A 20,448-nucleotide genomic window follows, 5' to 3' on the forward strand; every position below is an offset into this window, starting at 1 on the left:
CAGCTGCCCGAACGGTGGACGTTCATCGCCGAGGTCCCCAAGACCAGCGTGGGCAAGTTCGACAAGAAGCGGCTACGCGCCCAGTACGCCGACGGTGACCTGGAGGTCACCACCCTGTCCTGACCCTGCTGCCCCGCGTCACCACCTCAGCATCGGCAGTGGTGACGCGGGGTGACTACGCAACCGCCGCGCGGGCTGCCGGTGCCACGGCGCGAGCCGGGCCTCGACCTCATCGAAGACCATCGGCCGCACGGCGGTTGCTCACCCGTCAGTCCGGAACGCCGACCATCTCCAGGGCCAATGGCACAGCGGTCGGCTGGTAGTCGGGCGAGGTGTCGCTCAATACTTTGAAAGCGGTGTGGGCCAAGTGACTCGCCATGCGGGCTTGGGCCGTGGCCTTGGCGCCCTCCACCAGCGCGGACAGAATCTGCGCGTGTTCGTGATCGCCGGCCTTGTGCCAGCTGTTGGGCTCGCCACCCTGGTAGATCCGGATGTACCGGACACACCGGTCGGCCAGTTGACGCAACTGCTTCTGCATGGTGTCACCGGCGCCGCAGGTGATCGTGCGGTGGAACGCCGAGTGGATGACGAACCAGCGCTCGGTCTCACCTTCCTCCGCGGCCACGCGCATGGCCGCCAGTTGCTCGGTCGCGTGATCTCGGGCGGCGTCGTCGAAGCTGTCCACTGTCATGGCGACGGCCAGCGACTCGAGCACGACTCGGCTGGCATAGATCTCGTCGAGTTCACGCGGGTCGAGCATGGAGACGCGGGTGCGCTGGTTCGGTTCGATCTGGACCAGGCCCTCCTCCTGCAGCATCCGCAGCACCTCGCGCAACGGCGTGCGACTGACACCGAGCTGCTCGGCCAGCGACACCTGAGAGAGCTTCGTCCCAGGCCGCAGCGTGCCGTCGAGAATCCTTTCGCGCAGGTAGGCGTGTACATACGGGATAGCTTGGCGTGCCTCGGGTAGTTCCACCCTGGTGATGTGCGGGACGAGCACTTTGCGACTCATACCCCTAGCGTAAGCGATGTGTATACATATTCCTTCTCTTTCGGATGTCGGCCGCGTAAACTGCATACAGTATTTCGGAGTCGTGGCGTCGACGAAGGCGTCCCCTCCCCGCGCGAAAACCCGTGAGGACGTGACCAGTGTGAGAATTATCGGAGTCATCGGACTGGGCAAGATGGGCCTGCCGATCGCTGAGAACTTGCTGGCCCGGGGGATCGACGTCGTGGGGTACCGGCGCAGCATCCACTGTCCCGAGCTCGAGGCCGCGGGCGGCACCGTCGCGTCGTCGCCGGCGGAACTGGCCACCTCGTGCGAGGTCATCGTGTCGATCCTGCCGACCGCGGATGACGTCGAGCGCGTGGTCAGCGGACCCGAGGGCACGCTGTCGACGATGCGCCCCGGAGCGATCCACCTCGAGATGAGCACGATCCCGGTGACGCGCAAGCTCGCATTGATGCGTCAGCTCCAGCATGTCGGGGCCACCATGCTCGACTGTCCGATCAGCGGCAGCCCCGGAATGGTCGGCCCGCGGCTGGCCAGGATCTTCGCCTCCGGAGCGGCGGAGGCGATCGATCGAGTCGCCGACGTCTTGGACGCCATCTCGGGGCCCTGGGTCAGAACCGGTGACTTCGGGACCGGCACCCACCTGAAGTACATCTCCTCCATGCTGGTGGCGACCCATACGGTCGCGGCCGCGGAAGCGATCGCGCTGGCCCGCCGCGACAACTTGGACCTCGAGATGGTCCAGTGCGCCCTGGAGACGTCCATCGCGGGCTCGGCGCTGCTCGAGCAGCGAGGTCCCGTGATGGCGCAACGCTCATGGCTGCCCGCTCCAGGGCCCATCGCGACGCTGCACGAGATCCTCGACCAGATCGAGGCGCACCTGCACGAGGTCGGCGAGCATCGGCCGGTGTTCGAGGCGGCCAAAGCGGTCTTCGACCAGGCCTTGGCCGACGGTTGGGGAGAACTCGATATAGCCAGCGTGCACGACCAGATCTCCGCCCAGAACGCACTCGCACAGGAAGTCACCAAATGATCTACGTCACTCACCGCCTCCCGGTCAACGAGACCGGCGAGCCGACGCTCGATCGGACTGCCGTGTGGCAGGGCCTGGTCATGAAGGCCGACAATGCGCTGCCCTTCGTGCCGGCCATGTCCCACTGCCTCGTCACCGCTCGCCTCGATGACGTGACGTTCGAGCGCGAGATCGAGCTGTTCGGCGACCGCTATTCCGAGCGAGTCAGCCTCCAGCCGCAGCAGCGGGTGATTTTCACGCGCATCTCGGGGCCGGTCCTCGGCACGATCGTCAACGACATCGAGGAAGACGAGGGGGAGCTGTTCCTCCGGTTCAGCTTCGCGCTGGTGCTCGAAGGCTTACAGAGTGGTTCTCCCGAGGAGGCGGCGTACGCCGAAGAAATGACGACGCAGTACATAGCGGCGGTCGGCGCAACGCTCGCGGCCATCCGTCGGGTCGCCGGTGGAGAAGCGTCCGTCACGCTGCCCATAAGCTGACGTCCGGACCGTGGGCGACGAGCCCCGCGTTCTGGCGCGGGGCCGTGCGCCTGGTCGGGGTACGCACACGCCCGAATTCGCTTCCACCGCAACCTGATCCAGTCCGGTCGGTATGGCGACGGAGTTCAGCGGCGTCGAGCCTTGGGTGGCATACGCGCGTGGGATCATCGGGCGGCGCGCGTCGTCGCCGCTTTGCGCAGCAGGTGTGCCCCCAGTCTGGGCAGTAGCTCGTGTTTGACGGCTTGCCATGAGCGAATCTCTTCCGCCGACATGGCGGCGACTGGTGCGTCCCTCGTCTCGAGCCAGACGGTGCACGCGGCGGCAAGCACCGACATGGTGGCGACTGCGGTGGCGGGGTCGGCTGCCATCGTGATCGCGCCGTTGCCACGCAGAATGAGCGCGTCCGACGCGCCGATCGCCTCGGCGAGTCGCAGGCCGCGGTCGGCTTCGCGGACCAGTAGCGCGGAGGGATACACCGGCACGGATTCGCCCAGCCAGCACGCCTGGCCGTGGGTCGGGGCGATGCGGTCGGCGAGCATGCCGACAGCCAGCGATGCCGCCGGCTGGGCCCGCGCGATCGCTCCGGTCGCCGGGAAACGGTGGTAGAGGGCCAAATGGGCCCACGCCTCGGCCGGGCATCCGGGTGGCAAAGACGTCGCGTTCAACGGGACACGGATGCAGTTCGACGCCTCGACGGTCTCGAGATCCGCGGCAGGTGTGATCACCATGTGGCCGAACTCCCTGGCGGATACATGCCCGAACGCGTCGACCAGCCCCATGGTGGCCATGGCGCGCGCTGCGTCGGAAACCTGGACTTCGATGGGTTGGGTGGTGGAAGAGCTCACTGGATAACTGTATGCACTTTTTAGCCTGAGCGCCAAGCGCGGGGCGAAAATCGACGCTTCGGGGAGTTCATTCCGCAAAGCGGAATTTGTGCTCAGGGAGATGGCCGGACGTGACTGGATCGGGTCAAGGTGTATGCAGTTAATCTCGAAAGGATCCAATTATGACCAGCGCTTTGACCGCCGCCGTGTTCCACGCGGTCGACACTCTCGACTCGAAGGCCTTTGCGGGACTTTTCGCCCATGATGGCAAGACCACCTTCGGCAACGGCCCCGTTCTCGAGGGCCGCGAGGCGGTCGAGGCGGGCACTGTCGGCTTCTTCGGCATGCTCAGTGGGATGCACCACGAGATCGTCCACGAGTGGGTCGTGGGCAACGACACCATCGTCGAGCTGGTTGTCACCTATGCGCGTAAAGATGGCCGAGAGGTCTCCATCCCGGTGGTGTCGATCTGGACTGTCGGTGACAGCGGCCTGATCGATACCTATCGTGTCTTCTTCGACGTGGCCCCGGTTTTCGCGTAACCAAGCCGACGTGACCACGGCGTGTCCCGGTCGTCACCGGAGGCGCCGCCGACCGGTGCCGACCGCACCGCCGCGACCGACTATGGGCCGGTCCGGACCGCCGGGTTCATGGCGGGGCGCAAGGCCTGGCCGCGGTCGGTCGGCCGATAGGACTGCGGCCGGGGGAGTGCGTCAACGCTGGAGTGACCAGCGCGAGGCGAGGCCCCGACCTTCAGGCGAAGTTCTCGGCGATCGCGGACGCGGTCGCCCGGACGTCGGGTACGAGGTCGACGAGGTGCCTGCGGCTGGAGCCCGCCGAAGGGCACGCCAACACGACCGCGGCGATGACCATGCCGGGCCGGGTGGTGACCGGGACGCCGACGGCGTTCACACACTGCTCGTTCGTCTCCAGGCAGAGGGCATAACCCTGCCTGCGGACGACACCGAGTTCACGACGGAGCGCGACGAGCTCACGCGTCGAACCATCACGCATTCGGACGTGGCGGTCGGGGTAGAGCGCGACCAGTTCGTTGTCGGGAAGCTGGGCCAGGAGCACCTTGCCGCCCGATGTGGTGTGTGCGGGCAGCAAGTGCCCGACACGACTCCGGACGCGGTGGGCACGGCTGCTCTCGACGCCGTCGATGAACCGGCAGCCGTTGCCCTCCAGAGTCACCAGGAAAGTCGTACAGCCCGACCGCCGCGAAAGGTCGGCCAGATAGGGATGGCCGAGGACGCCGAGGTCGTGTGGTGGCTCGGCGCCCCACGGGAATTGCGTCAGCCGTGGTCCCGGCAGGTAGGCGCGTTTGCGGTCCTGTTCGGCGAACCGGTGCCGCTTGAGAGTGGACAACAGCCGGTGTGCGGTGGGAGGCGTCACCGCGAGCAGTTCCGCGGCGTCGGCCACGCGCAACCTACCGTTCTCGCGCAGAGCGACGAGGAGCGTGAGCACGTTCTCGGCCGAAGAGATCGACTCATGGGATGGCATAGTCCCTGCCCTCATCGACGATGGACGCTCCCGGTCATGCCGCGACCATTCTGTTCTCCAGCCGACCGAGGCCGTCGATTTCGCTGACGACCAGGTCGCCGGCGTTGAGGAAAGTGTTGCGCGGCAGGCCGACACCGGCCGGCGTACCGGTCAGGATGACGTCACCCGGCTCGAGGGTCAGCACGCGGCTCGCGGCGGCGATCAACCGCGGCACCGTGATCACCATGTCGGCGGTGGACGCTTCCTGCTTGATCTCCCCGTTGACCGTCAGCCGAAGCGTGAGGCCGTGCGGATCGCCGATCTGCCAGCTGGGCACGAGTCCGGGCCCCAATGGGCACGACCCGTCGAATGCCTTGTGCTGGAACCAGTCCCAGCCGAATGGTGCGAGGACCGCGTCTTTCCTCGGGAACAGTCCCCGAGCGGACAGGTCGTTGGCGACCGTGTAGCCAGCCACGTGATCGAGGGCCGCGCGCTCATCGATATCGTGACCGCCCGCGCCGATGACGACGGCCAACTCGACCTCCCAGTCCACGTCGGCGCGTTCCGGCAGACGCACGTCGTCGTGCGCGCCCAGGACCGTCGTGGTGGGTGGCTTGAGGAAGAAGAAGGGCTCACCGTCCGGATCCGGACGCTGCGTGCCCATCTCCTCCGCGTGTCCGTAGTAGTTCGCCCCGGCGCAGATGACCTTGCGGGGGTAGGTGAGAGGTGCGACGAGTTCGACATCCGGTATGACCTCGAGCGCCGAGGGCTGGAAATTCCGGAGCAGGGGCGTGAACTCGGCCCACCGATCGAGAACTTCCAACAAAGTGAGACCCGATAGCGGCTCCGGCGCCCGGCCGACTTCGCCGTCGGCGAGCACGCCGACACTCGGCTGCGCTCGGTTGCTCCCGACGAACTGGACTAGACACCACTGCTGCGACGACATGAAAACCCCTTAGGAATCAAGAACTCGCTAAAGTGCACACACTTTCGAGACGGATGTCAAGCCGGGCCGCTCGACAGGCTCGCTACTCCGGAGCCCGTGCGCAATGGCGGTGGAGTGCGGGCGCTGCGTCACGTCGAACGGCCGCGACGGTCCGCTCGTAGTCCAGCGTCGGGTACGCGCCTCACGAAACTGCCTGTTGCCCAACCAAAATCAGATACGCGACCGCGACGGCAGCGATCGCTATCGCTGGGATCAGCTGCGCGAACCGGTCGCGAACGCGGAGGTGGCTGATAGCGGCGCCGACCATCAGCGCCACGATGCCCACTGCGGCGAGGGCGCCGACGGCGGGGATCGTCAGCCCCAGAAGTACTCCGATCGCACCGAGCAACTCCAAGGCCCCGATACCGCGGAAGGCGTTGACGCTGAATCCGAGGTGCGCCGCGGTGTCGCGTTGGAAGCTGACGGCCAGGGTCATGGTTGTACCGGCCCCTAGCAGAACGATCGCGAGCAAAGCTGCGAGGATGGTTGTTGCGGTCATGGCGATCTCCTGTTTTCGATGTCGAGAATTGGTCCCTGGATGTCAGGGCGGTGGGCATAGCTGAGTGCTGTCTGCCTCATATGAGGCTCGAATGCAGCCCCTCGGTTCGGGGGTGGGCTGACGCCGACGATCTGGATCTCGCCGATGTCGACGGCTCCGTCCAGCGGTTCGGCGCGGGCCTGCCCTCAGGTCCGGGGCCGCCAGCCGCAGGTGATATGGGTGGCTCGAGATGCCACCCGGTACAGGTGTGCTCTTGCCGAGTCCGGTCGTAGACGAGGGGAGCGCGGGGCGAATTGTCGGGCGCCCTGTTCACTCTCCTTCCAGGATCGGCAGGAGCAGACGTGATCTGGAGTGCACTGTATTGATGCTCGGGCTGCCGACGGGGGCGTGACTGAACAGCAGCATGGGGCGGAAGTCCTCGCGGCTGTCGTCGCTTGTGAGGATGAGCCGGATGCGGTGCCCGCGGCGGAATCGGCGGGCGTTGGCCACCAGCGGGATGCGGTAGTCGACCGGCTCCCCCGCAGGGACGGGCTCCCACGTCCTCATCGGGAGGACGGGCCTGCCCGTCGCGCTCGCGTCCTCGTCGACATAGCGCATGCCGGCTCGCAGCCAGCCTTGGGTGACGTCGATGGCTTTGCCGTCCGGGCCGACGTCTTGCAGGAGCAGGATCCATCCCGTGTCGGCCGTACTGCTGGTGGCGGTGAGCCGTAGCTCGGGGTGACCGACCATGTCGAGGTCGCCGAGAAGGGGATCGCTGGTCCAACTCAGTTCTGCGGGCATGGCGTTCGCGCCGTCCGTGGCGTAGCTGCGCTCGCCCGGTTGCTCGTCGCCGGTGAGGGAGCCGTCGGAGTTGAGCGACAAGGCCATGTGCGTCGCAGGCGGGGGCCAGGAGTCGGCGGTGAGCCACCGTTCGGCCCCGGGCAGCCAGTAGCGGATGGCGGGGCCTTCGAGAATGCCGGTGTCCCGCCCCTTGAGCCAGTGGTCGAACCAGGCGAGGGCCTCGATGTGCATGCTCTCCCATGGCCAGGGCAAGCTGTGCTCCCCGAGCATGGTCATGCGCACGTGCGGGTTGTGGGCGAGGGCCTTCCAGGCTTGGAAGAGGCCGGGTAGATGCAGGGGGACGTTGGACCACTCGCCGCCGAGGTAGACGGGGATGTCGACGCGGGACAGCAGTTCGGTCAGGTCGCGGTCGTCCCACCACGCATCCCGGGTGGGGTGTTCGGCGGTCACCGCGTTCAACAGGGCCTCCCATGGGTGGGCATCGTGGCGGAAGCGGCTCACCAACCGCAGGCCGAGAGTCGCTTGGACGCCGTCGGTGTGCCTGAACCGGCGGTGGACGGCGGGAATCGCGAGAATTCTGCGCAGGAGGCGGGACAGGCCCTTGCGGTAGAGAGAGTCGCCGTGGGCGGACAGGACGCCTAGCGCACGGAACCACGGGGTGATGAAAGCCTGGCTCAACAGGCCGTTGTGGTAAGAGGCTTCCCAGGCCTGAACGGTGACATTGAACGGGAACAGGGCCTCGAGATGAGGTGGGCGCTGGGTGGCCGCCGCCATCTGGGTCATGGCGTAGTAGCTGATGCCGATCATGCCCACGTTGCCGTCGCACCACGGCTGCCCCGCGACCCACTCGACCAGGTCGAACAGGTCCTGGCGCTCCTGCTCGTCGAAAAAGGTGTAGGTGCCGTCCGAGCCCACAGTGCCACGAAGGTTGGCGATGACATGGGCGTAGCCGCGTGGAACCCAGAAGTCGGTGGTGCCGGCCTCGATGACCGCCGCGGGGGCGCCAAGGTCCTGGAGTTGGCGGGGATAGGGTGCCGCCGCGATGAGCGCGGGAAATCTCCCGTCGGCGTCGGGGCGGTGAATGTCGGCCAGCAGCCTGGTGCCGTCACGGACCAGGACAGGCACATTGTTCTCGCGGGTCGTCCCGTGGAGAGCGGGGGACAGGTCGCGATACTCGCGACCTGTGGTCTGCGGTCCGTTCAACTGACGCTGACCGGGCTCCGCACCGGCTGCTCTTACCCGAGCCACGGCATCCTCATTTCCACATATACAGAAATTAACGGGCTCACGGTACGCCCGGCGCCCCGCTACAGGCAAGAGTAATTTCCATACATGCTGAAATATCTGTCGTCGGCGGCCCGCGCGCCGCGCTCGGCGGGGCGAACGGTGATGAGCATGGTGCGGCCGCCGGCGTACTCGACCGCGGCGCCGACCGACTCATCCCTGGGGGTCATCCGCCACTCAGACGGTCTCCGAAACATCCACGCCCAGGGGACCGGTGAGGTAGTGCTGCACGGTCGGCCCGATCAGGCGGACGACCTGCTCCGTGTGCAGATCGGCGATGCTGTCGAGGGCCCAGACGTAACGCGTCATGGCCAGTCCCACGATCTGAGTGGCCACCAAGTCCGCCCGCAGGCCGGCCTCGTCGTCGGGAAGGCTCGCCGACACCACCTGCAAGACAAGATCGGAGAAGACGGCGCGGAGGCGCTCCATGGCGAAGGGCTCGTGACTCGCGGCGAGGATGATCGACCGCAGAATCTCCGAGGTGGCCGGATCGTCCCACATGCGCAGCGCCGCCTCGACAAAGGCTCGTCCGCGCTCCTCCAGTGGCACTCGAGCGGCCTCCCCGATTGCCGCACCAAAGGATTCCGGCGGCTCCAGCGCCGCCTTCAGCAGTCCCATCTTGTTGGAGAAGTAGTAGTTCACCAGGGTGGGGTCCACTTCGGCTGCCTTCGCCACGGCTCGCAACGAGGTTCCGCTGTAACCTCGCTCGGCGAAGGACTTACGCGCCGTTGCGAGGATGCGGTCCGCCTGCGCGCCACGTTCGCCCCGAGGCCCCCGCCCCGCTCGTGCCACCATGTTCCACCGTCTCCTCTGCCGGTTCCGCACTTCCCGACTGCGTGCGACCAAGTTTCCACACACACTGAAATCTGTTTCAGCCTACCGGGCAATTCAGCTCCCGGTCCCGCGGGAGGCTTCCCACAGCCGTCCGAGCACCGCGAGAGAAAGTGACCCGTATGGCCGCGACGGCCTTCGAAGGGTGTCCTACCGCTATCGCTGCTGTCCGGGCGTAGGGGGAATAAGGTTGAGGGCTTGGGCCTTTCGCAGCGCTGCGATGCGATCGTGCACACCGAGCTTGCGGTAGAGGTTCTCGGTATGTTTCGTCACCGTCGCCGCCTTGATCCCGAGTCGGGTGCCGATGGCATGCGCGGTAAGGCCGTCGCACAGGAGCGCGAGCACCGCCGACTCCCGGGGAGTGATCTTGTACTCCGCGGGATCCGCGCGCATCGTGTGGTGTGCGAAGGCTGCCGCCTCGTGCGCTTCGACCGTGTCGAGCAGCGACCTGGCGAGCGCGGCGTATTCGAGATCCCGGTCGCTGAACCCGCCACCGCTGCGGCTCATGATGACGCCGCGGATCCGGCCGGGTTCGGAACTCAACGGCAACGCCAGCTGGCGGTCGATGCCGATGGCATCCTTTCCTGCCCGGTATGCCTCACCCTTCCACCAGCGATCGTCGGCTACCTCATCCATCGTCAGCGGGGTTTTGTCTCGCGTCAGCGCATAATGCCGAAGCAGGGGGTGAGACCGCATATGCGCGTGGATCAGTGCGTCGAGCGGTGCCTCGTGTAGCCAGTCCGGCGATCCGGTGAGCGCATGGCCGGTTCCTGCCCGCCAGTTCAGGTCGATGAGAACCGCCAAGTCGCACGGTAGATCGGCGGTCAAGCGTTCCATCAGCAGCGGCCAGACCCGCACCGGCTCCTTCTCGGTGATGATCTGCAATGCGAGATCGTGGATGCGTTTGGCGTCTCCCCCTGGCACAGCGTCCATTCCAGCATTGTGCAGCACCGGTTCCCGGAGATCGGCTCGAGCTGAGAACGATATACGAAGTTCTTCGTATATCCGCCTTGGAGCACCGAAATTATCGTTGGTCTCCGTAAGTATCCGGCGGACCGCCCCTTTGGATCGACACGGCGTCGGCCGCATCGAAGGATGGTTCGCCCGGGAAGCGGACCAGGAAGCACGCTGCACCGGAAGCGCGCGCAAGTTTGCCGGGGGAATGTATGCGAACATTTGTCGTCAATCTCGATCGTGACACCGAGCGACTGACCGTGATCTCCGAGAATTTGGCGCGCCACGGGATGCTCTTCGAGCGGTGGCCTGCCACCGACGGGCGGACGCTGGATTTCGATCATCCGGAGCAGGGCGAAGTTGTCCAGGACTTCGGCCGCTGGGCGTCGCTGGAGGCTGCCTGCGGGATCAGTCATATCAGGCTCTGGCGCCATATCGTCGACCACAGGATTCCGTGGGCGATCGTGCTCGAGGACGACGCCGAGCTGATCTCTCCGCTACCCCACGACGTCGACGAGTGGGGACTCCCTCCGGACTGTGATCTCGTCTTTCTGAGCAGCAGGGCCACACCGGGCCGGATTCGTTCGACCAGCGGCAGGTTCTCCTACGCTGACCTGATCGGCGGGGCCGGTACCGAGGGGTATCTCGTCGGACTCGCGGGTGCGGTCAAACTCCTGCAGATCATGACTCCACTCAAGGATCCGCTCGACTTCCAGATGTACGCCCATGCGGAGTCCGTACAGCGACACGATGCGTTCCCTTACTTCTGGAAACTGCCCATCAATCCGGCCGCGGCGCATGTGCGGCTCGACGCCTACCGCCTCGTTCCCGATGTCGTACGCCATACCGGAGCGGAATCCAGTATCGGGAACAGCCGCCATCCCAGAGCCAGATTCTACTGTCGGCTGCTTCTCGGGCTGGACTTCGCCGACGGAGGATACGGATCGGGCGGCTACACGAACATTCGAGCCGAGTCGGCCCGGCACACTGGCGATTTCGCCGCACGACGACCATCCCGGCACGTCACCGACTTCTTTCACGGAGTCGACTTGTCGCACTGCCCGGGTGGGCGCGCGTACGAGGTCGCGACGACACTCGCCGACCACGGAGTGAACAGCGTTCGCCTGAGCGTATGGGTCGACGACAACTCGCCGATGAACCTCGAGCACGCCATCGGCTTGGCTCAGGCCGCTCGATCCGCCGGACTCGCGATATGTCTCACTCTGCACTATTCCGACACCTGGGCGGATCCGGGTAAACAGTGCAAGCCACGGGCGTGGGCATCGCTGCCGATCCGGACGCTGATCGAGGAAGTTCGCCGCTACACCGCACACACCCTCACCGAGTTCCGCCGTCATGACATCCAGCCGGCCATGGTGCAAGTCGGCAACGAAATCACCAACGGGATGTTGTGGGCGGAGCCGGGCCAGGATCCACGCAGCGGCGCGCGGCTACACCCGGAAGACGGCGTCGACAGCGACTGGAATTCAGCCGATCAATGGGTGATTCTGTCCGAACTCTTGCGCGCGGCGACGATGGGCGTGCGGGAAACCGCCGATTCCACCCTCATCTCTGTTCATCTCGACCGCGGCGCCGACGTCGAGGGCGCCGAGTGGTGGTTGCGGTACGCGGACCATTTCGACGTCGACTACGACGCCGTGTCGCTGTCGTTCTATCCACTGGCACATCACGACGCTACGATTTCGCGGCTGCGCCGAATCGAATCCCTCTGCGCATCGCGACCGCACAAGAGCGTGTTGATCGGCGAGACTGCGTATCCCTTCAGACCGATCGCGGGGAACGACCGTACCTACACCGACATCGAGCGGGAGTTCTCCTTCGACGCGCGCGGCCAGCACGAATACCTCAGATCCGCTCTGCGAACCATTGGAAACCTGTCGACAGGATGCGGACTGTTCTGGTGGGGAGCATGTTTCATCGACGACAGCGTCGAGCGGTCCGTCGACTACTTTCGCGCCCACGCCCTCTTCGACGCCGATTGGCGCCCTCTTCCTGCGCTCTCGGCCTTCAAGGAGAATCCGGGGTCGAGGGCCAACACACTCATAGCCGAAGCCGCCGGGCCACGTTAGCGCCGTACGCCACGCTCGACCGGACAGCCCCAGGCCCGAGCGCTGGATCTAGGCCTCTTCGAGGGCTTCGCCGATTTGGTGAGCGACGCGATTGTGCTGGTCCTGCGCCAGCCAGTGACCGGCCGCGAGGACCACCGCAACGGGCCATTCGATGATCTCCGCCGCAGCCAGCGCGCCGAGTGCACCGTAGTACGCCAACTGTTCGGGTCGAGGGATGCGGACCCGGCCCACTACCGGCAGTTCCACCGCGAAACCCTGCGCGGCCAGCACGCGATCTACGGCATTCCGGTGGCCGGTATGCGATTTTTCGGCCATTTTTTACCTTCCGGTAAGAGTGTGTTGGATAGGTCGATGCCTGGCATCCGCACGGTGTCCAGTGTGATGACAAATGGTGCAGGCGGCGGCTCGGATCAGCTGACGGGCGCGCTGACGCAGGTTCTGGCCGTGCCGTTGCGTGAGCTGTACGCAGTGCTGTGGCGCCTCGGGGTCGTCGAGATCGTCGACTGATCACTCCGTTGCCGACCGCCCGCGGCGAACAGCCACGGGGCATGTCGGCGACAGCGGTCGACAACGCCTGCCGCCAACCCACCGGGGCGTACCGCAGGTCCACGTGCCACGACTAATGCATGCTCGGCGAGCGCTGCGTCCGGCCCGCGCTCTCCGGCGCGGGAATCGCACGCTCGTCGTCTCGGCGGGCCGACTGGCCGCTCTGCGCGTGCGGCTCGGGGCGCCCGGCGCGATCACCGGCCTCGGGCGGCGGCAGCCTGCCCGATCGCTGCCCGAGCTTCTGAACCACCAAGGTAGCGCCGCCGACACCCAGCAGCACCGGCCAGTCCACCAGACCCGTGGCACCGATCGCCACCAAAGTCAGTGCCGCCGCCGGTGTCGAGTGGCTGCCGCTGCCGAGCCCCTTCTTCACGCCGATCGCGGCACCTTGGATGCCGCCGATCACACCGTTGACAGCGGCGCCGCCCACGGCGCCTGCCGCGGCCGTCGTCGCGCCGGCCGTCCGGGCGATCATGTCCACCACGCCTTCGGAAATCTTCATGGGTCACTCCGTTGCGTTCACCATTTGGACACCTACGAGCAAACCAAAGTTTACCTCTGGCGAGAAGTTGGAGCGGGTGTTGCGTCAGTCCGCGATCACTCGCTGTATATCGCGCTGACCTCTGCGGCGAAGTCGCGGAGTACGAGGTTGCGTTTGAGCTTCAACGATGGGGTGACATATCCGCTGTCCTCGGTCAGCTGGGTGTGCAGCAGGCGGAATTTGCGGACGGCCTCGGCGCGCGACACGGCTCGGTTGCCGTCGTCGACAGCGGCCTGGACAGCGGCCAGTAGATCGGGGTCCGCGGCGAGATCGTCGACACTGGCGTCCTGGGGTTTGTCATGCAGCTGTTTCCACAGGGGGAAGTGCTCATCGTCGATGGTCACCAGGCAACCGACGAACGGTTTGCCGTCGCCTACGACGATCACCTCACCGATGATGGCGTGGGCGCGGATGCGGTCTTCGATCACCGCGGGAGCCACGTTCTTACCGGCGGCGGTCACGATGATCTCCTTCTTGCGCCCGATGATGGTGAGGTACCCGTCGTCATCGAGAGTGCCGAGGTCGCCTGTGGCGAACCAACCCTCGCGGAACGACTCGGCGGTGGCACGCGGATTGTTCCAATACCCGGTGAACACGTTCGGTCCGCGCAACAGGATCTCGCCGTCCTCATCGATCCGGACCGAGGAGCCCGGGAGCGGTTGGCCGACCGTGCCTATCTTCGGCCGGTCGTCCGGATTGAACGTGGCGGCCGCGCATGTCTCGGTCAGCCCGTAGCCCTCCAACACGGTGAATCCCACTCCACGGTAGAAATTGCCGAGGCGTTCCCCGAGTGGCGCTCCGCCGGATATGGCGTGCGTGGCGCGGCCGCCCAGCGCGGCGCGCAGCCGCCGGTAGACCAGCCGGTCGAACAGCGCATGCCGGATCCGCAGCGAGAGCGGTATGTGCCCGGCGCCCCGGGCCCGGCCGTAGTCGATGGCGGTCGTGGCTGCCAGATCGAAGACGCGCTCGCGGTGGGCGAGTTCCGCTCGAGCGCGTGCGGTGTTGTACACCTTCTCGAAGACTCGTGGCACGCCCAGGATCAACGTCGGCCGGAATGCGCCGAGTTCGGCGGTGACATCTTTGACATCGCTGACGTTCGCGATGTCGACCGGGACGTAGGCCGCCGCGACTTCGGCGATTCGGCCGAGCACATGTGCCAGCGGCAGGAACAACAGCACCGAGGACTCTCCGGTGCGGAACAGCGTCGGCATCCGGGCGGTGATGTTGCCGAGTTCGGCGAGGAAGTTGCCGTGGGTCAGCTGACACCCTTTCGGGCGGCCGGTGGTACCGGAGGTGTACACGATCGTCGCAGGCACGTCGGCCGCTACGGCGGCCCGGCGCTCTACGACGGTGGCGTCGCTGATCCGTGCGCCCTCCGCCGTCAGGTTCGCTATGGCGTCGGCCTCGATCTGCCAGCTGTGCGTCAATTTCGGCAATTGGTCGCGTACTGCGGCGACCACGGCCGTGTGGCGATCGGTCTCTGTGACGATGGCGGACGCGCCGGAGTCGGACACGATCCACTGCACTTGTTCGGACGAGGAAGTTTCATAGACGGGGACCGAAATCGCGCCCGCGTACCAGATCGCGAAGTCCAGCAACGTCCACTCGTACCGCGTGCGGGACATGATGGCCACGCGATCGCCTGCCTGGATGCCGTTGGCGATCAGTCCTTTCGCCGTCGCCCACGCCGCGGCGCGGAACTGGGCGGCGGTCACATCTTGCCAGCGGCCGCCTACCTTGCGGGAGATGACGGTCAGATCGGGGTACCGCTCGGCGTTACGTTCGATCAAGTCGGTGAGGTTCGCCTCGGCGGGCACTTGGTACAGAGCCGGCAGTCCGAATTCCCGCATGATCGGTCCTCCTCGGCGCTGCCGGAGGGCGCACGATGCGCTCGACCTGGGTGAGCCGCGCACTACCGAGTATGGTCCGCGGCGCATCGATGCGGCGATGGACGTTGGCAGTCGCGCTCAAGGACATAGGTCCTCTTCAGTGCTGAGTGGTAGGCCCACGACGCCGTACGCCCAGGTTCTCGGTAGCCGGTGACGTGCCAGAGTGCCCGCTGTTCGGTGACCTTCGGCCGTCACCTGCGCCACGGGTTCGCGCGATGCTGAATCCAGGCGAAAGCGGGCCCACCGGTTCCTGGTCACCGAGGCCACCTGCCGGACCGGCTCGGAGTTCGTGCTGGACGGTGGCGCGGCCGCGGATCCGGTTTCGCGCCTGCCGGACGAATCTCGATGAGAGGCAAGCGATGCCGAGAACACACCCCGATTCCGAGACACTGCGATCCGCGTTGGCGCTGGCATCTCGTGCGCCATCGGTGCACAACACCCAGCCCTGGCAGTGGCGGCTGGGACGCGAGACCGTCCACCTGTACGCCGACGAGAGCCGAAGGCTCCCGCACACGGACCCTGACGGACGTGACCTGCTGCTGAGTTGCGGTGCGGCGTTGCATCATCTGCGCGTCGCCGCTCGCGCGGAGGGGTGGGAGACGGTGATCCATCGGCTACCGAACCCTGCTGCGCCCGAGCATCTCGCCGCCGTGGAATTCCGTCCGACCACATGCACGCCCGAGCACGTCGAGTTGGCGCGCGCCATCGGCAAACGCAGCACGGATCGCCGCCGCTTCAGCTCGTGGGAGGTGCCGTCCGCGCATATCGAGGCCATCGTCGCCGCCGGGGTGGCGACCGGAGTGCTCGTGCGCGATGTCGAGGCCGAACCGGCGCGGACCCAGTTGCTGCGAGCGTTCGAACAGGCGGCCTGGCAGCACGCCCGTGACGTCTCCTACGGCGCCGAACTCGCCCAGTGGAGCGGCAGGCACGCGGCGCCGCAAGGGGTGCCGGCGCGCAACGCGGTGGCGACCGAGGCCGACCCAACGGTGCGTCCGTTCTCGAACCCGGGATTGCCGCAGGCGGTGGTGCGTGACATCGATGCCGCCGACCGGATGATCCTGCTGAGCACCAGCAGTGACGATCGGTTGTCCCAGCTGCGGGCCGGTGAGGCCACGAGCGCGGTGCTGTTGACCGCCACGTCGCTCGGGCTGGCCACTTGCCCGTTGACGGAGCCGATGGAGTTGGCCGACACCAGGGAACGCATCCGTGCCCACGTTCTCGACGACAGCGCGCATCCGCAGATGATCGTGCGGATCGGTTGGGCGGTTCCGAGCGCGGATCCGGTCCCGCCCACGCCGCGCCGCCCGCTCGACGAGGTGGTGCATCCGCTGGATCGTTCTGGTTCATGACGAGGCGTGCCCCGGAGGGGTGATCCAAGGTGGCGCGGTATCCGTCGCGGACGGTTCGCCTGTGGCGATGGCGGCCGTGGAACGGCAATCCACTGATGCGCGCTTCGGACCGGTGGGAGGCACTGGTGCGGCTGTTCGCCGCGATGGCAGTGCTGATCGCCGTGCCGCTCGCCGTTATCGCGGGCACGGCAGGCAGCACGAAGGCCGCGGAGCGGATCCGAGTGGAGAACTCCGCCAAGGTGGCCGTGACGGCGACGGTGGCAGGCGCACCGGAACCGGTGCTGACAGTCGCTGGACAGGACGACGCACGGGCACGGTTCCAAGCGCCGGTGCGGTGGAGCCGGGACGGCCGCGAAGGCAGCGCGACCGTCCCGGTCCCCGGCGCGGCGGAACCCGGCAGCCACGTCACGGTGTGGTTCGATTCGGCCGGGAAGACAACCACACCGCCGCGGCCGTACTCGGACGCGCTGTGGGCCGGAGTCGCGCTCGGCTCGGTCACCTTTGTCGGAATGTGTTTCGGTGCGATGGTTTCGGCTTCATCTACCGCACGGTTGCTCGACCGAATGCGTGGCGCTCGCTTGGCGGCCGAATGGCGGCGTCTGAGCGGACCGATCGGAACGGACATGGAATGACGGACCTGGGATCGAGGAGAGCGCCATGACGGAGAACTCGACCGCGCACGTGGAACCGCCGGATCGGCCGATCGTCGTCGCCGTCGATGGTTCGGCCAGCTCGTATCACGCTGCGGCGTGGGCCGCGGCCGACGCCGCGCTGCATCGTTCCCGACTGCACATCGTGACGTCCGTCGCTGTGCCGCCCGGGTTCGGCCTCGGCGCCACACTGACCGAATCCGATATGGAATGGCTGCGCAAGGACGGGGAACGGGTGCTCACCGAGGCTGCCCGCGTCGCCAGGACCACGGCATCGGGGGAGGCGCTGGCGATCAGTACCGAGTCGACGCTCGAGCCGATCATCCCGGACCTACTGGCCCGGTCCGAGCACGCGAGAATGCTCGTCGTCGGCAGCCGCGGGCTCGGTGCGTATCGGCGCGAGTTGCTCGGCTCGGTGAGCACGGCGGTGACGCGGCACGCACACTGTCCGGTCGCGGTCGTGCGCTCGACTTCGGCGACCGACGCCTTCTCCGCGGGAAAGCCCGTGCTGGTCGGGGTGGACGGAACCGACAACAGCGTGCCCGCCATCGAAGTCGCCTTCGAGGAGGCCGCGCGCCGTAAGGTCGGGCTGATCGCGCTGCACGCGTGGAGCGATTCGAGCGGTATCGATCTCGTGCCCGGCTGGGATGCGGTGGGGGAACGGGAGGACGCGTTGCTCGCCGAGAATCTCGCCGGATTCGGCGAGCGCTACCCGGAGGTGCCGGTGCGGCGTGTGCTGGTGCGTGACCGGCCGGTTCGTTCTCTCGTCGATCAATCGGACGAGGCCCAATTACTCGTGGTGGGTAGCCACGGCCGCGGCGGGTTCCCCGGCATGCTGCTCGGTTCCACCAGCGCGGCGTTGCTGCATACGGCGGAGTGCCCCGTCATCGTGGTGCGTCAGAGCTGACGCGGGCGTCGTTTCGCATCGAGAGTGCCTGCTCGAGTAGCACGCGCCGTTCGGCGGCGGCGATCGCCCGACGGGCCGCGGGCACCGCGTCCGGCGTCACCGAGATCGAGGTGATGCCCATCCGTACCAGGTGTTCGGCGAATTCGGGGCGTGTCGAGGGGGCCTGCCCACACAGCGAGGCCGTGATCTTCAGCCGTCGCGCCGTCTCGACGATCCTGCCGATCGCGTCGAGTACGGCGGGGTCGGATTCGTCGAACAACTCGGCGCAGGTGGCGGAGTCGCGGTCGACGCCGAGCATGAGCTGAGTGAGGTCGTTGCTACCGATCGAGACGCCGTCGATGCCCAGCCCTACGTATTCGGGGAGCCAGTGCACCACCGAGGGCACCTCGGCCATCACCCAGCGGTGTAGTCCACGCTGGTTGCCCAGCGGGCTGGTGTCGACGAGGTCGAGGCAGGCCTCCAGCTCCCAGCGGGTGCGCACGAACGGGATCATCAAGTGCAGATTCGGCGTTTTCTCGCGGACGAGGGCCAGGGCGGTGAGTTCGAGCGCGAAGACCTCGGGTTCGCGGATATAGCGGTAGCAACCGCGGTACCCGATCATCGGATTGCGTTCGTCGGGTTCATAGCGTGTCCCGCCGGCGAGGTCACGGAATTCATTGCTCCGTAGATCGGTCGCGCGATAGATCACCGGCCGCGGGGCGAATGCCGCTGCGATCCGGTGCAAGGGCGCCGACAGCCGTTCGACGAAGGCGTCCTGCTCGCCGCGGGCGATCAGATCCCGGGGGTGGCGTCCGTCGAGGGCCTGCGTGATCAGCGTTTCCGCGCGCAGCAACCCGACACCGTCGACATCGGTGGCCGCGACTCGTTCGGCGGCATCCGGTAGCGCGAGATTGACGTAAACGCGGGTCGCGGTCGGTTCCGCCGGGGCGGTCGGCTCCGACGGCCTGGGCGCGGCGTGCACCGGTTCCGATCGCCCGGCGTGCACCTGACCCGCGGACCCGTCGACGGTCACGACGGCGCCTTCGGTGAGGGTGGTGGTTGCCGTGCGGGTGCCGACCACGCATGGCACGCCGAGTTCGCGGGCGACGATCGCGGCATGGCATGTCATCCCGCCGCTATCGGTGACCAGGGCCGATGCTCGCGAAATGGTCGGTAGCCAATCCGGATTGGTCATGGCGGCGACGAGTACCTCGCCGACCCGCAGTGTCGAGCCCTCCGACGGCGAGCGCAAGATCCGGACGGCGCCGCTGGCTCGGCCGGGTGCGGCGGCAAGACCTCGTAACAGGACCTGGGTGGGGGCTGGTGCATGCGCCGGAGTTCCGGTATCCGCGCGGCCGGCCAGCGTGGTGATGGGCCGGGCCTGCACCAGCCACAGCCGCTCGTCGTCGAATGCCCATTCGACATCCTGCGGGATGCCACCGTGCAGCTGCTGTACCTGCAAGGCCGTCCGGGCTACCGTCAAGGCCTCGTCTTCGCTGAGTACCTGAGCCGCGGCCTCCTCGTCGGTCAGCTGGATCCGCTGGTCACCGTCGGGCCCGGGCACGACGGCGAATCCCTGGTGGCCGGTGCGCGCGGCGATCAGCGTGGGCCCCTTGGCGTCGAGCATGTAAGTGTCGGGCTCGGTCGCTCCGGAGACCACGACTTCGCCTTGGCCGCGCGCTGCCTCGATGACCACGCGATCGCGGCGGCCGGTCGCGGGGTCGGCGGTGAAGGCGACGCCCGACCTGCGGGCGGCGACCATACGTTGCACCACCACCGCGATATCCGGTCGTTCGTGCATCTCGCGGCGGGCGCGGTAGATGAGTACGCGCGGGGTGAACAGGGATGCCCAGCAGTCGACGACGGCATCCATCAGCCGGTCGTCGCCGCGAATATTGGTTCGCGACAGGTTCATTCCCGCGAAGGAGGCGGTCGCGCTGTCTTCGCCGACGGCGGATGAGCGCACCGCGACCGAAACGGAATCGCCGAGCCGGTGGTAGGCGGTCAGCACGGCGTCGTGCACTCCTGCCGCCATCGGTGTTCGGTGCACGAGTGTGCGCATACGGGTGCACAGTTCGTCGAGTCGCGCGTCGTCGGAGCGAGTGCCCTCCGATGCCGCTTGCAGCGCCTCGGCGTGCAAGGCGTCGAGTTCGGCGCCGTGCGGCCCGTGGATGATCACCTCTTCGTAGCAGGACTTGAGGATCACGTACCCGGGTGGCACCGGCAGGTGCGCCGCCACCAGCTCCCCGAGATTCGCGCCCTTGCCGCCGACGCGGTCTGCGTCCGTCAGCCGCAGATCGGCGAGGTCGGTCACGTAGTCGCCCATAACGGCTCCCA

Annotated in this window: 21 protein-coding genes; 8 read left to right on the forward strand and 13 right to left on the reverse strand. The window is 66.9% G+C overall.

Annotation, left to right across the window (positions count from 1 at the left end):
• Positions 1-268: 268 nt before the first annotated feature.
• On the reverse strand, positions 269-1,012 hold the full coding sequence (locus AB0L97_RS04685; protein WP_355078195.1) for a GntR family transcriptional regulator: 744 nt from the start codon (positions 1,010-1,012) through the stop codon (positions 269-271).
• 139 nt (positions 1,013-1,151) lie between these two features.
• On the opposite strand from AB0L97_RS04685, the gene AB0L97_RS04690 reads away from it, so the two are divergent.
• Together AB0L97_RS04690 and AB0L97_RS04695 are read left to right on the forward strand one after the other, a co-directional pair.
• Positions 1,152-2,045 (forward strand): NAD(P)-dependent oxidoreductase, encoded by an 894-nt coding sequence (locus AB0L97_RS04690; protein WP_364425245.1) that lies wholly within the window; start codon positions 1,152-1,154, stop codon positions 2,043-2,045.
• Positions 2,042-2,521, forward strand: coding sequence for an SRPBCC family protein (locus AB0L97_RS04695; RefSeq protein ID WP_364425247.1), 480 nt, complete (start codon positions 2,042-2,044; stop codon positions 2,519-2,521). The genes AB0L97_RS04690 and AB0L97_RS04695 overlap by 4 nt, the downstream gene beginning before the upstream one ends.
• A 164-nt stretch (positions 2,522-2,685) precedes the next feature.
• Here AB0L97_RS04695 and AB0L97_RS04700 read toward each other — a convergent pair whose 3' ends face one another.
• Positions 2,686-3,366, reverse strand: a complete 681-nt coding sequence (locus AB0L97_RS04700) for a class II aldolase/adducin family protein (RefSeq protein ID WP_364425249.1) — start codon at positions 3,364-3,366, stop codon at positions 2,686-2,688.
• Positions 3,367-3,527: 161 nt separating this feature from the next.
• Between AB0L97_RS04700 and AB0L97_RS04705 the strand changes: the two genes are divergently transcribed.
• A complete protein-coding gene (locus AB0L97_RS04705) occupies positions 3,528-3,887 on the forward strand; it encodes a nuclear transport factor 2 family protein (protein ID WP_364425251.1) in 360 nt (119 codons plus the stop codon).
• A 211-nt stretch (positions 3,888-4,098) separates the two neighbouring features.
• Here the strand turns inward: AB0L97_RS04705 and AB0L97_RS04710 are convergent, their stop codons facing one another.
• From AB0L97_RS04710 to AB0L97_RS04740, 7 genes are all read right to left on the reverse strand, one after another.
• Positions 4,099-4,848 carry an IclR family transcriptional regulator gene (locus AB0L97_RS04710; RefSeq protein WP_364425253.1) on the reverse strand — a complete coding sequence of 250 codons (750 nt, stop codon included), beginning with the start codon at positions 4,846-4,848 and terminating at the stop codon, positions 4,099-4,101.
• Between the two features lie 34 nt (positions 4,849-4,882).
• Positions 4,883-5,773, reverse strand: a complete 891-nt coding sequence (locus AB0L97_RS04715) for a fumarylacetoacetate hydrolase family protein (protein WP_364425255.1) — start codon at positions 5,771-5,773, stop codon at positions 4,883-4,885.
• 181 nt (positions 5,774-5,954) lie between these two features.
• A complete protein-coding gene (locus AB0L97_RS04720) occupies positions 5,955-6,311 on the reverse strand; it encodes a DoxX family protein (protein WP_364425257.1) in 357 nt (118 codons plus the stop codon).
• A 309-nt stretch (positions 6,312-6,620) separates the two neighbouring features.
• Positions 6,621-8,339, reverse strand: coding sequence for a CocE/NonD family hydrolase (locus AB0L97_RS04725; protein WP_364425259.1), 1,719 nt, complete (start codon positions 8,337-8,339; stop codon positions 6,621-6,623).
• 59 nt (positions 8,340-8,398) lie between these two features.
• Positions 8,399-8,545 carry a hypothetical protein gene (locus AB0L97_RS04730; protein ID WP_364425262.1) on the reverse strand — a complete coding sequence of 49 codons (147 nt, stop codon included), beginning with the start codon at positions 8,543-8,545 and terminating at the stop codon, positions 8,399-8,401.
• A 7-nt stretch (positions 8,546-8,552) separates the two neighbouring features.
• Positions 8,553-9,170 (reverse strand): TetR family transcriptional regulator, encoded by a 618-nt coding sequence (locus AB0L97_RS04735; protein ID WP_355078186.1) that lies wholly within the window; start codon positions 9,168-9,170, stop codon positions 8,553-8,555.
• A gap of 192 nt (positions 9,171-9,362) precedes the next feature.
• A complete protein-coding gene (locus AB0L97_RS04740; RefSeq protein WP_364425265.1) occupies positions 9,363-10,139 on the reverse strand; it encodes a LuxR C-terminal-related transcriptional regulator in 777 nt (258 codons plus the stop codon).
• Positions 10,140-10,372: 233 nt separating this feature from the next.
• Between AB0L97_RS04740 and AB0L97_RS04745 the strand changes: the two genes are divergently transcribed.
• Positions 10,373-12,250 (forward strand): glycosyl hydrolase 53 family protein, encoded by a 1,878-nt coding sequence (locus AB0L97_RS04745; protein ID WP_364425267.1) that lies wholly within the window; start codon positions 10,373-10,375, stop codon positions 12,248-12,250.
• Positions 12,251-12,298: 48 nt separating this feature from the next.
• On the opposite strand, the gene AB0L97_RS04750 is transcribed toward AB0L97_RS04745, so the two are convergent.
• Positions 12,299-12,565, reverse strand: a complete 267-nt coding sequence (locus tag AB0L97_RS04750; RefSeq protein WP_355078183.1) for a hypothetical protein — start codon at positions 12,563-12,565, stop codon at positions 12,299-12,301.
• A 66-nt stretch (positions 12,566-12,631) separates the two neighbouring features.
• Here AB0L97_RS04750 and AB0L97_RS04755 point away from each other — a divergent pair, with 66 nt between their 5' ends.
• Complete coding sequence (locus AB0L97_RS04755) at positions 12,632-12,757, forward strand: Rv1535 domain-containing protein (protein ID WP_364425270.1); 126 nt, start codon at positions 12,632-12,634, stop codon at positions 12,755-12,757.
• Positions 12,758-12,869: 112 nt separating this feature from the next.
• On the opposite strand, the gene AB0L97_RS04760 is transcribed toward AB0L97_RS04755, so the two are convergent.
• Positions 12,870-13,298: a hypothetical protein gene (locus tag AB0L97_RS04760; RefSeq protein ID WP_355078181.1), complete on the reverse strand. Its 429-nt coding sequence runs from the start codon at positions 13,296-13,298 to the stop codon at positions 12,870-12,872.
• Positions 13,299-13,393: 95 nt separating this feature from the next.
• Entirely contained in the window at positions 13,394-15,187 is a 1,794-nt protein-coding gene (locus AB0L97_RS04765; RefSeq protein WP_364425272.1) for a long-chain fatty acid--CoA ligase, read from the reverse strand.
• A 398-nt stretch (positions 15,188-15,585) separates the two neighbouring features.
• Here AB0L97_RS04765 and AB0L97_RS04770 point away from each other — a divergent pair, with 398 nt between their 5' ends.
• The 3 genes from AB0L97_RS04770 to AB0L97_RS04780 all read left to right on the forward strand — a co-directional run bounded on the left by AB0L97_RS04770 (position 15,586) and on the right by AB0L97_RS04780 (position 18,132).
• Positions 15,586-16,575, forward strand: coding sequence for a nitroreductase family protein (locus tag AB0L97_RS04770; RefSeq protein ID WP_364425274.1), 990 nt, complete (start codon positions 15,586-15,588; stop codon positions 16,573-16,575).
• Positions 16,576-16,670: 95 nt separating this feature from the next.
• Positions 16,671-17,207 (forward strand): hypothetical protein, encoded by a 537-nt coding sequence (locus AB0L97_RS04775; RefSeq protein WP_364425276.1) that lies wholly within the window; start codon positions 16,671-16,673, stop codon positions 17,205-17,207.
• Between the two features lie 25 nt (positions 17,208-17,232).
• Positions 17,233-18,132, forward strand: a complete 900-nt coding sequence (locus AB0L97_RS04780; protein WP_364425278.1) for a universal stress protein — start codon at positions 17,233-17,235, stop codon at positions 18,130-18,132.
• Here AB0L97_RS04780 and ppsA read toward each other — a convergent pair.
• The gene (gene ppsA / locus AB0L97_RS04785) at positions 18,110-20,437 is read right to left on the reverse strand and encodes a phosphoenolpyruvate synthase (RefSeq protein ID WP_364425280.1); all 2,328 of its coding nucleotides are present in this window, start codon (positions 20,435-20,437) and stop codon (positions 18,110-18,112) included. The two genes, AB0L97_RS04780 and ppsA, sit on opposite strands and share 23 nt — an antisense overlap.
• Positions 20,438-20,448 lie beyond the last annotated feature (11 nt).

The organism is Nocardia sp. NPDC051911 (assembly GCF_040681035.1).
GTDB classification, from domain to species: domain Bacteria; phylum Actinomycetota; class Actinomycetes; order Mycobacteriales; family Mycobacteriaceae; genus Nocardia; species Nocardia sichangensis.

Excerpts from the sequence above, each read along its gene's own strand:
- AB0L97_RS04750 (WP_355078183.1), bottom strand. The coding sequence starts at position 12,565 with ATGGCCGAAAAATCGCATACCGGCCACCGGAATGCCGTAGATCGCGTG.
- AB0L97_RS04740 (WP_364425265.1), bottom strand. The coding sequence starts at position 10,139 with ATGGACGCTGTGCCAGGGGGAGACGCCAAACGCATCCACGATCTCGCA.
- AB0L97_RS04715 (WP_364425255.1), bottom strand. The coding sequence starts at position 5,773 with ATGTCGTCGCAGCAGTGGTGTCTAGTCCAGTTCGTCGGGAGCAACCGA.
- AB0L97_RS04685 (WP_355078195.1), bottom strand. The coding sequence starts at position 1,012 with ATGAGTCGCAAAGTGCTCGTCCCGCACATCACCAGGGTGGAACTACCC.
- AB0L97_RS04755 (WP_364425270.1), top strand. The coding sequence starts at position 12,632 with ATGACAAATGGTGCAGGCGGCGGCTCGGATCAGCTGACGGGCGCGCTG.
- AB0L97_RS04760 (WP_355078181.1), bottom strand. The coding sequence starts at position 13,298 with ATGAAGATTTCCGAAGGCGTGGTGGACATGATCGCCCGGACGGCCGGC.
- AB0L97_RS04770 (WP_364425274.1), top strand. The coding sequence starts at position 15,586 with ATGCCGAGAACACACCCCGATTCCGAGACACTGCGATCCGCGTTGGCG.
- AB0L97_RS04745 (WP_364425267.1), top strand. The coding sequence starts at position 10,373 with ATGCGAACATTTGTCGTCAATCTCGATCGTGACACCGAGCGACTGACC.
- AB0L97_RS04765 (WP_364425272.1), bottom strand. The coding sequence starts at position 15,187 with ATGCGGGAATTCGGACTGCCGGCTCTGTACCAAGTGCCCGCCGAGGCG.
- AB0L97_RS04695 (WP_364425247.1), top strand. The coding sequence starts at position 2,042 with ATGATCTACGTCACTCACCGCCTCCCGGTCAACGAGACCGGCGAGCCG.
- AB0L97_RS04720 (WP_364425257.1), bottom strand. The coding sequence starts at position 6,311 with ATGACCGCAACAACCATCCTCGCAGCTTTGCTCGCGATCGTTCTGCTA.
- AB0L97_RS04710 (WP_364425253.1), bottom strand. The coding sequence starts at position 4,848 with ATGCCATCCCATGAGTCGATCTCTTCGGCCGAGAACGTGCTCACGCTC.
- AB0L97_RS04775 (WP_364425276.1), top strand. The coding sequence starts at position 16,671 with ATGCGCGCTTCGGACCGGTGGGAGGCACTGGTGCGGCTGTTCGCCGCG.
- ppsA (WP_364425280.1), bottom strand. The coding sequence starts at position 20,437 with ATGGGCGACTACGTGACCGACCTCGCCGATCTGCGGCTGACGGACGCA.
- AB0L97_RS04735 (WP_355078186.1), bottom strand. The coding sequence starts at position 9,170 with ATGGTGGCACGAGCGGGGCGGGGGCCTCGGGGCGAACGTGGCGCGCAG.
- AB0L97_RS04780 (WP_364425278.1), top strand. The coding sequence starts at position 17,233 with ATGACGGAGAACTCGACCGCGCACGTGGAACCGCCGGATCGGCCGATC.
- AB0L97_RS04705 (WP_364425251.1), top strand. The coding sequence starts at position 3,528 with ATGACCAGCGCTTTGACCGCCGCCGTGTTCCACGCGGTCGACACTCTC.
- AB0L97_RS04730 (WP_364425262.1), bottom strand. The coding sequence starts at position 8,545 with ATGACCCCCAGGGATGAGTCGGTCGGCGCCGCGGTCGAGTACGCCGGC.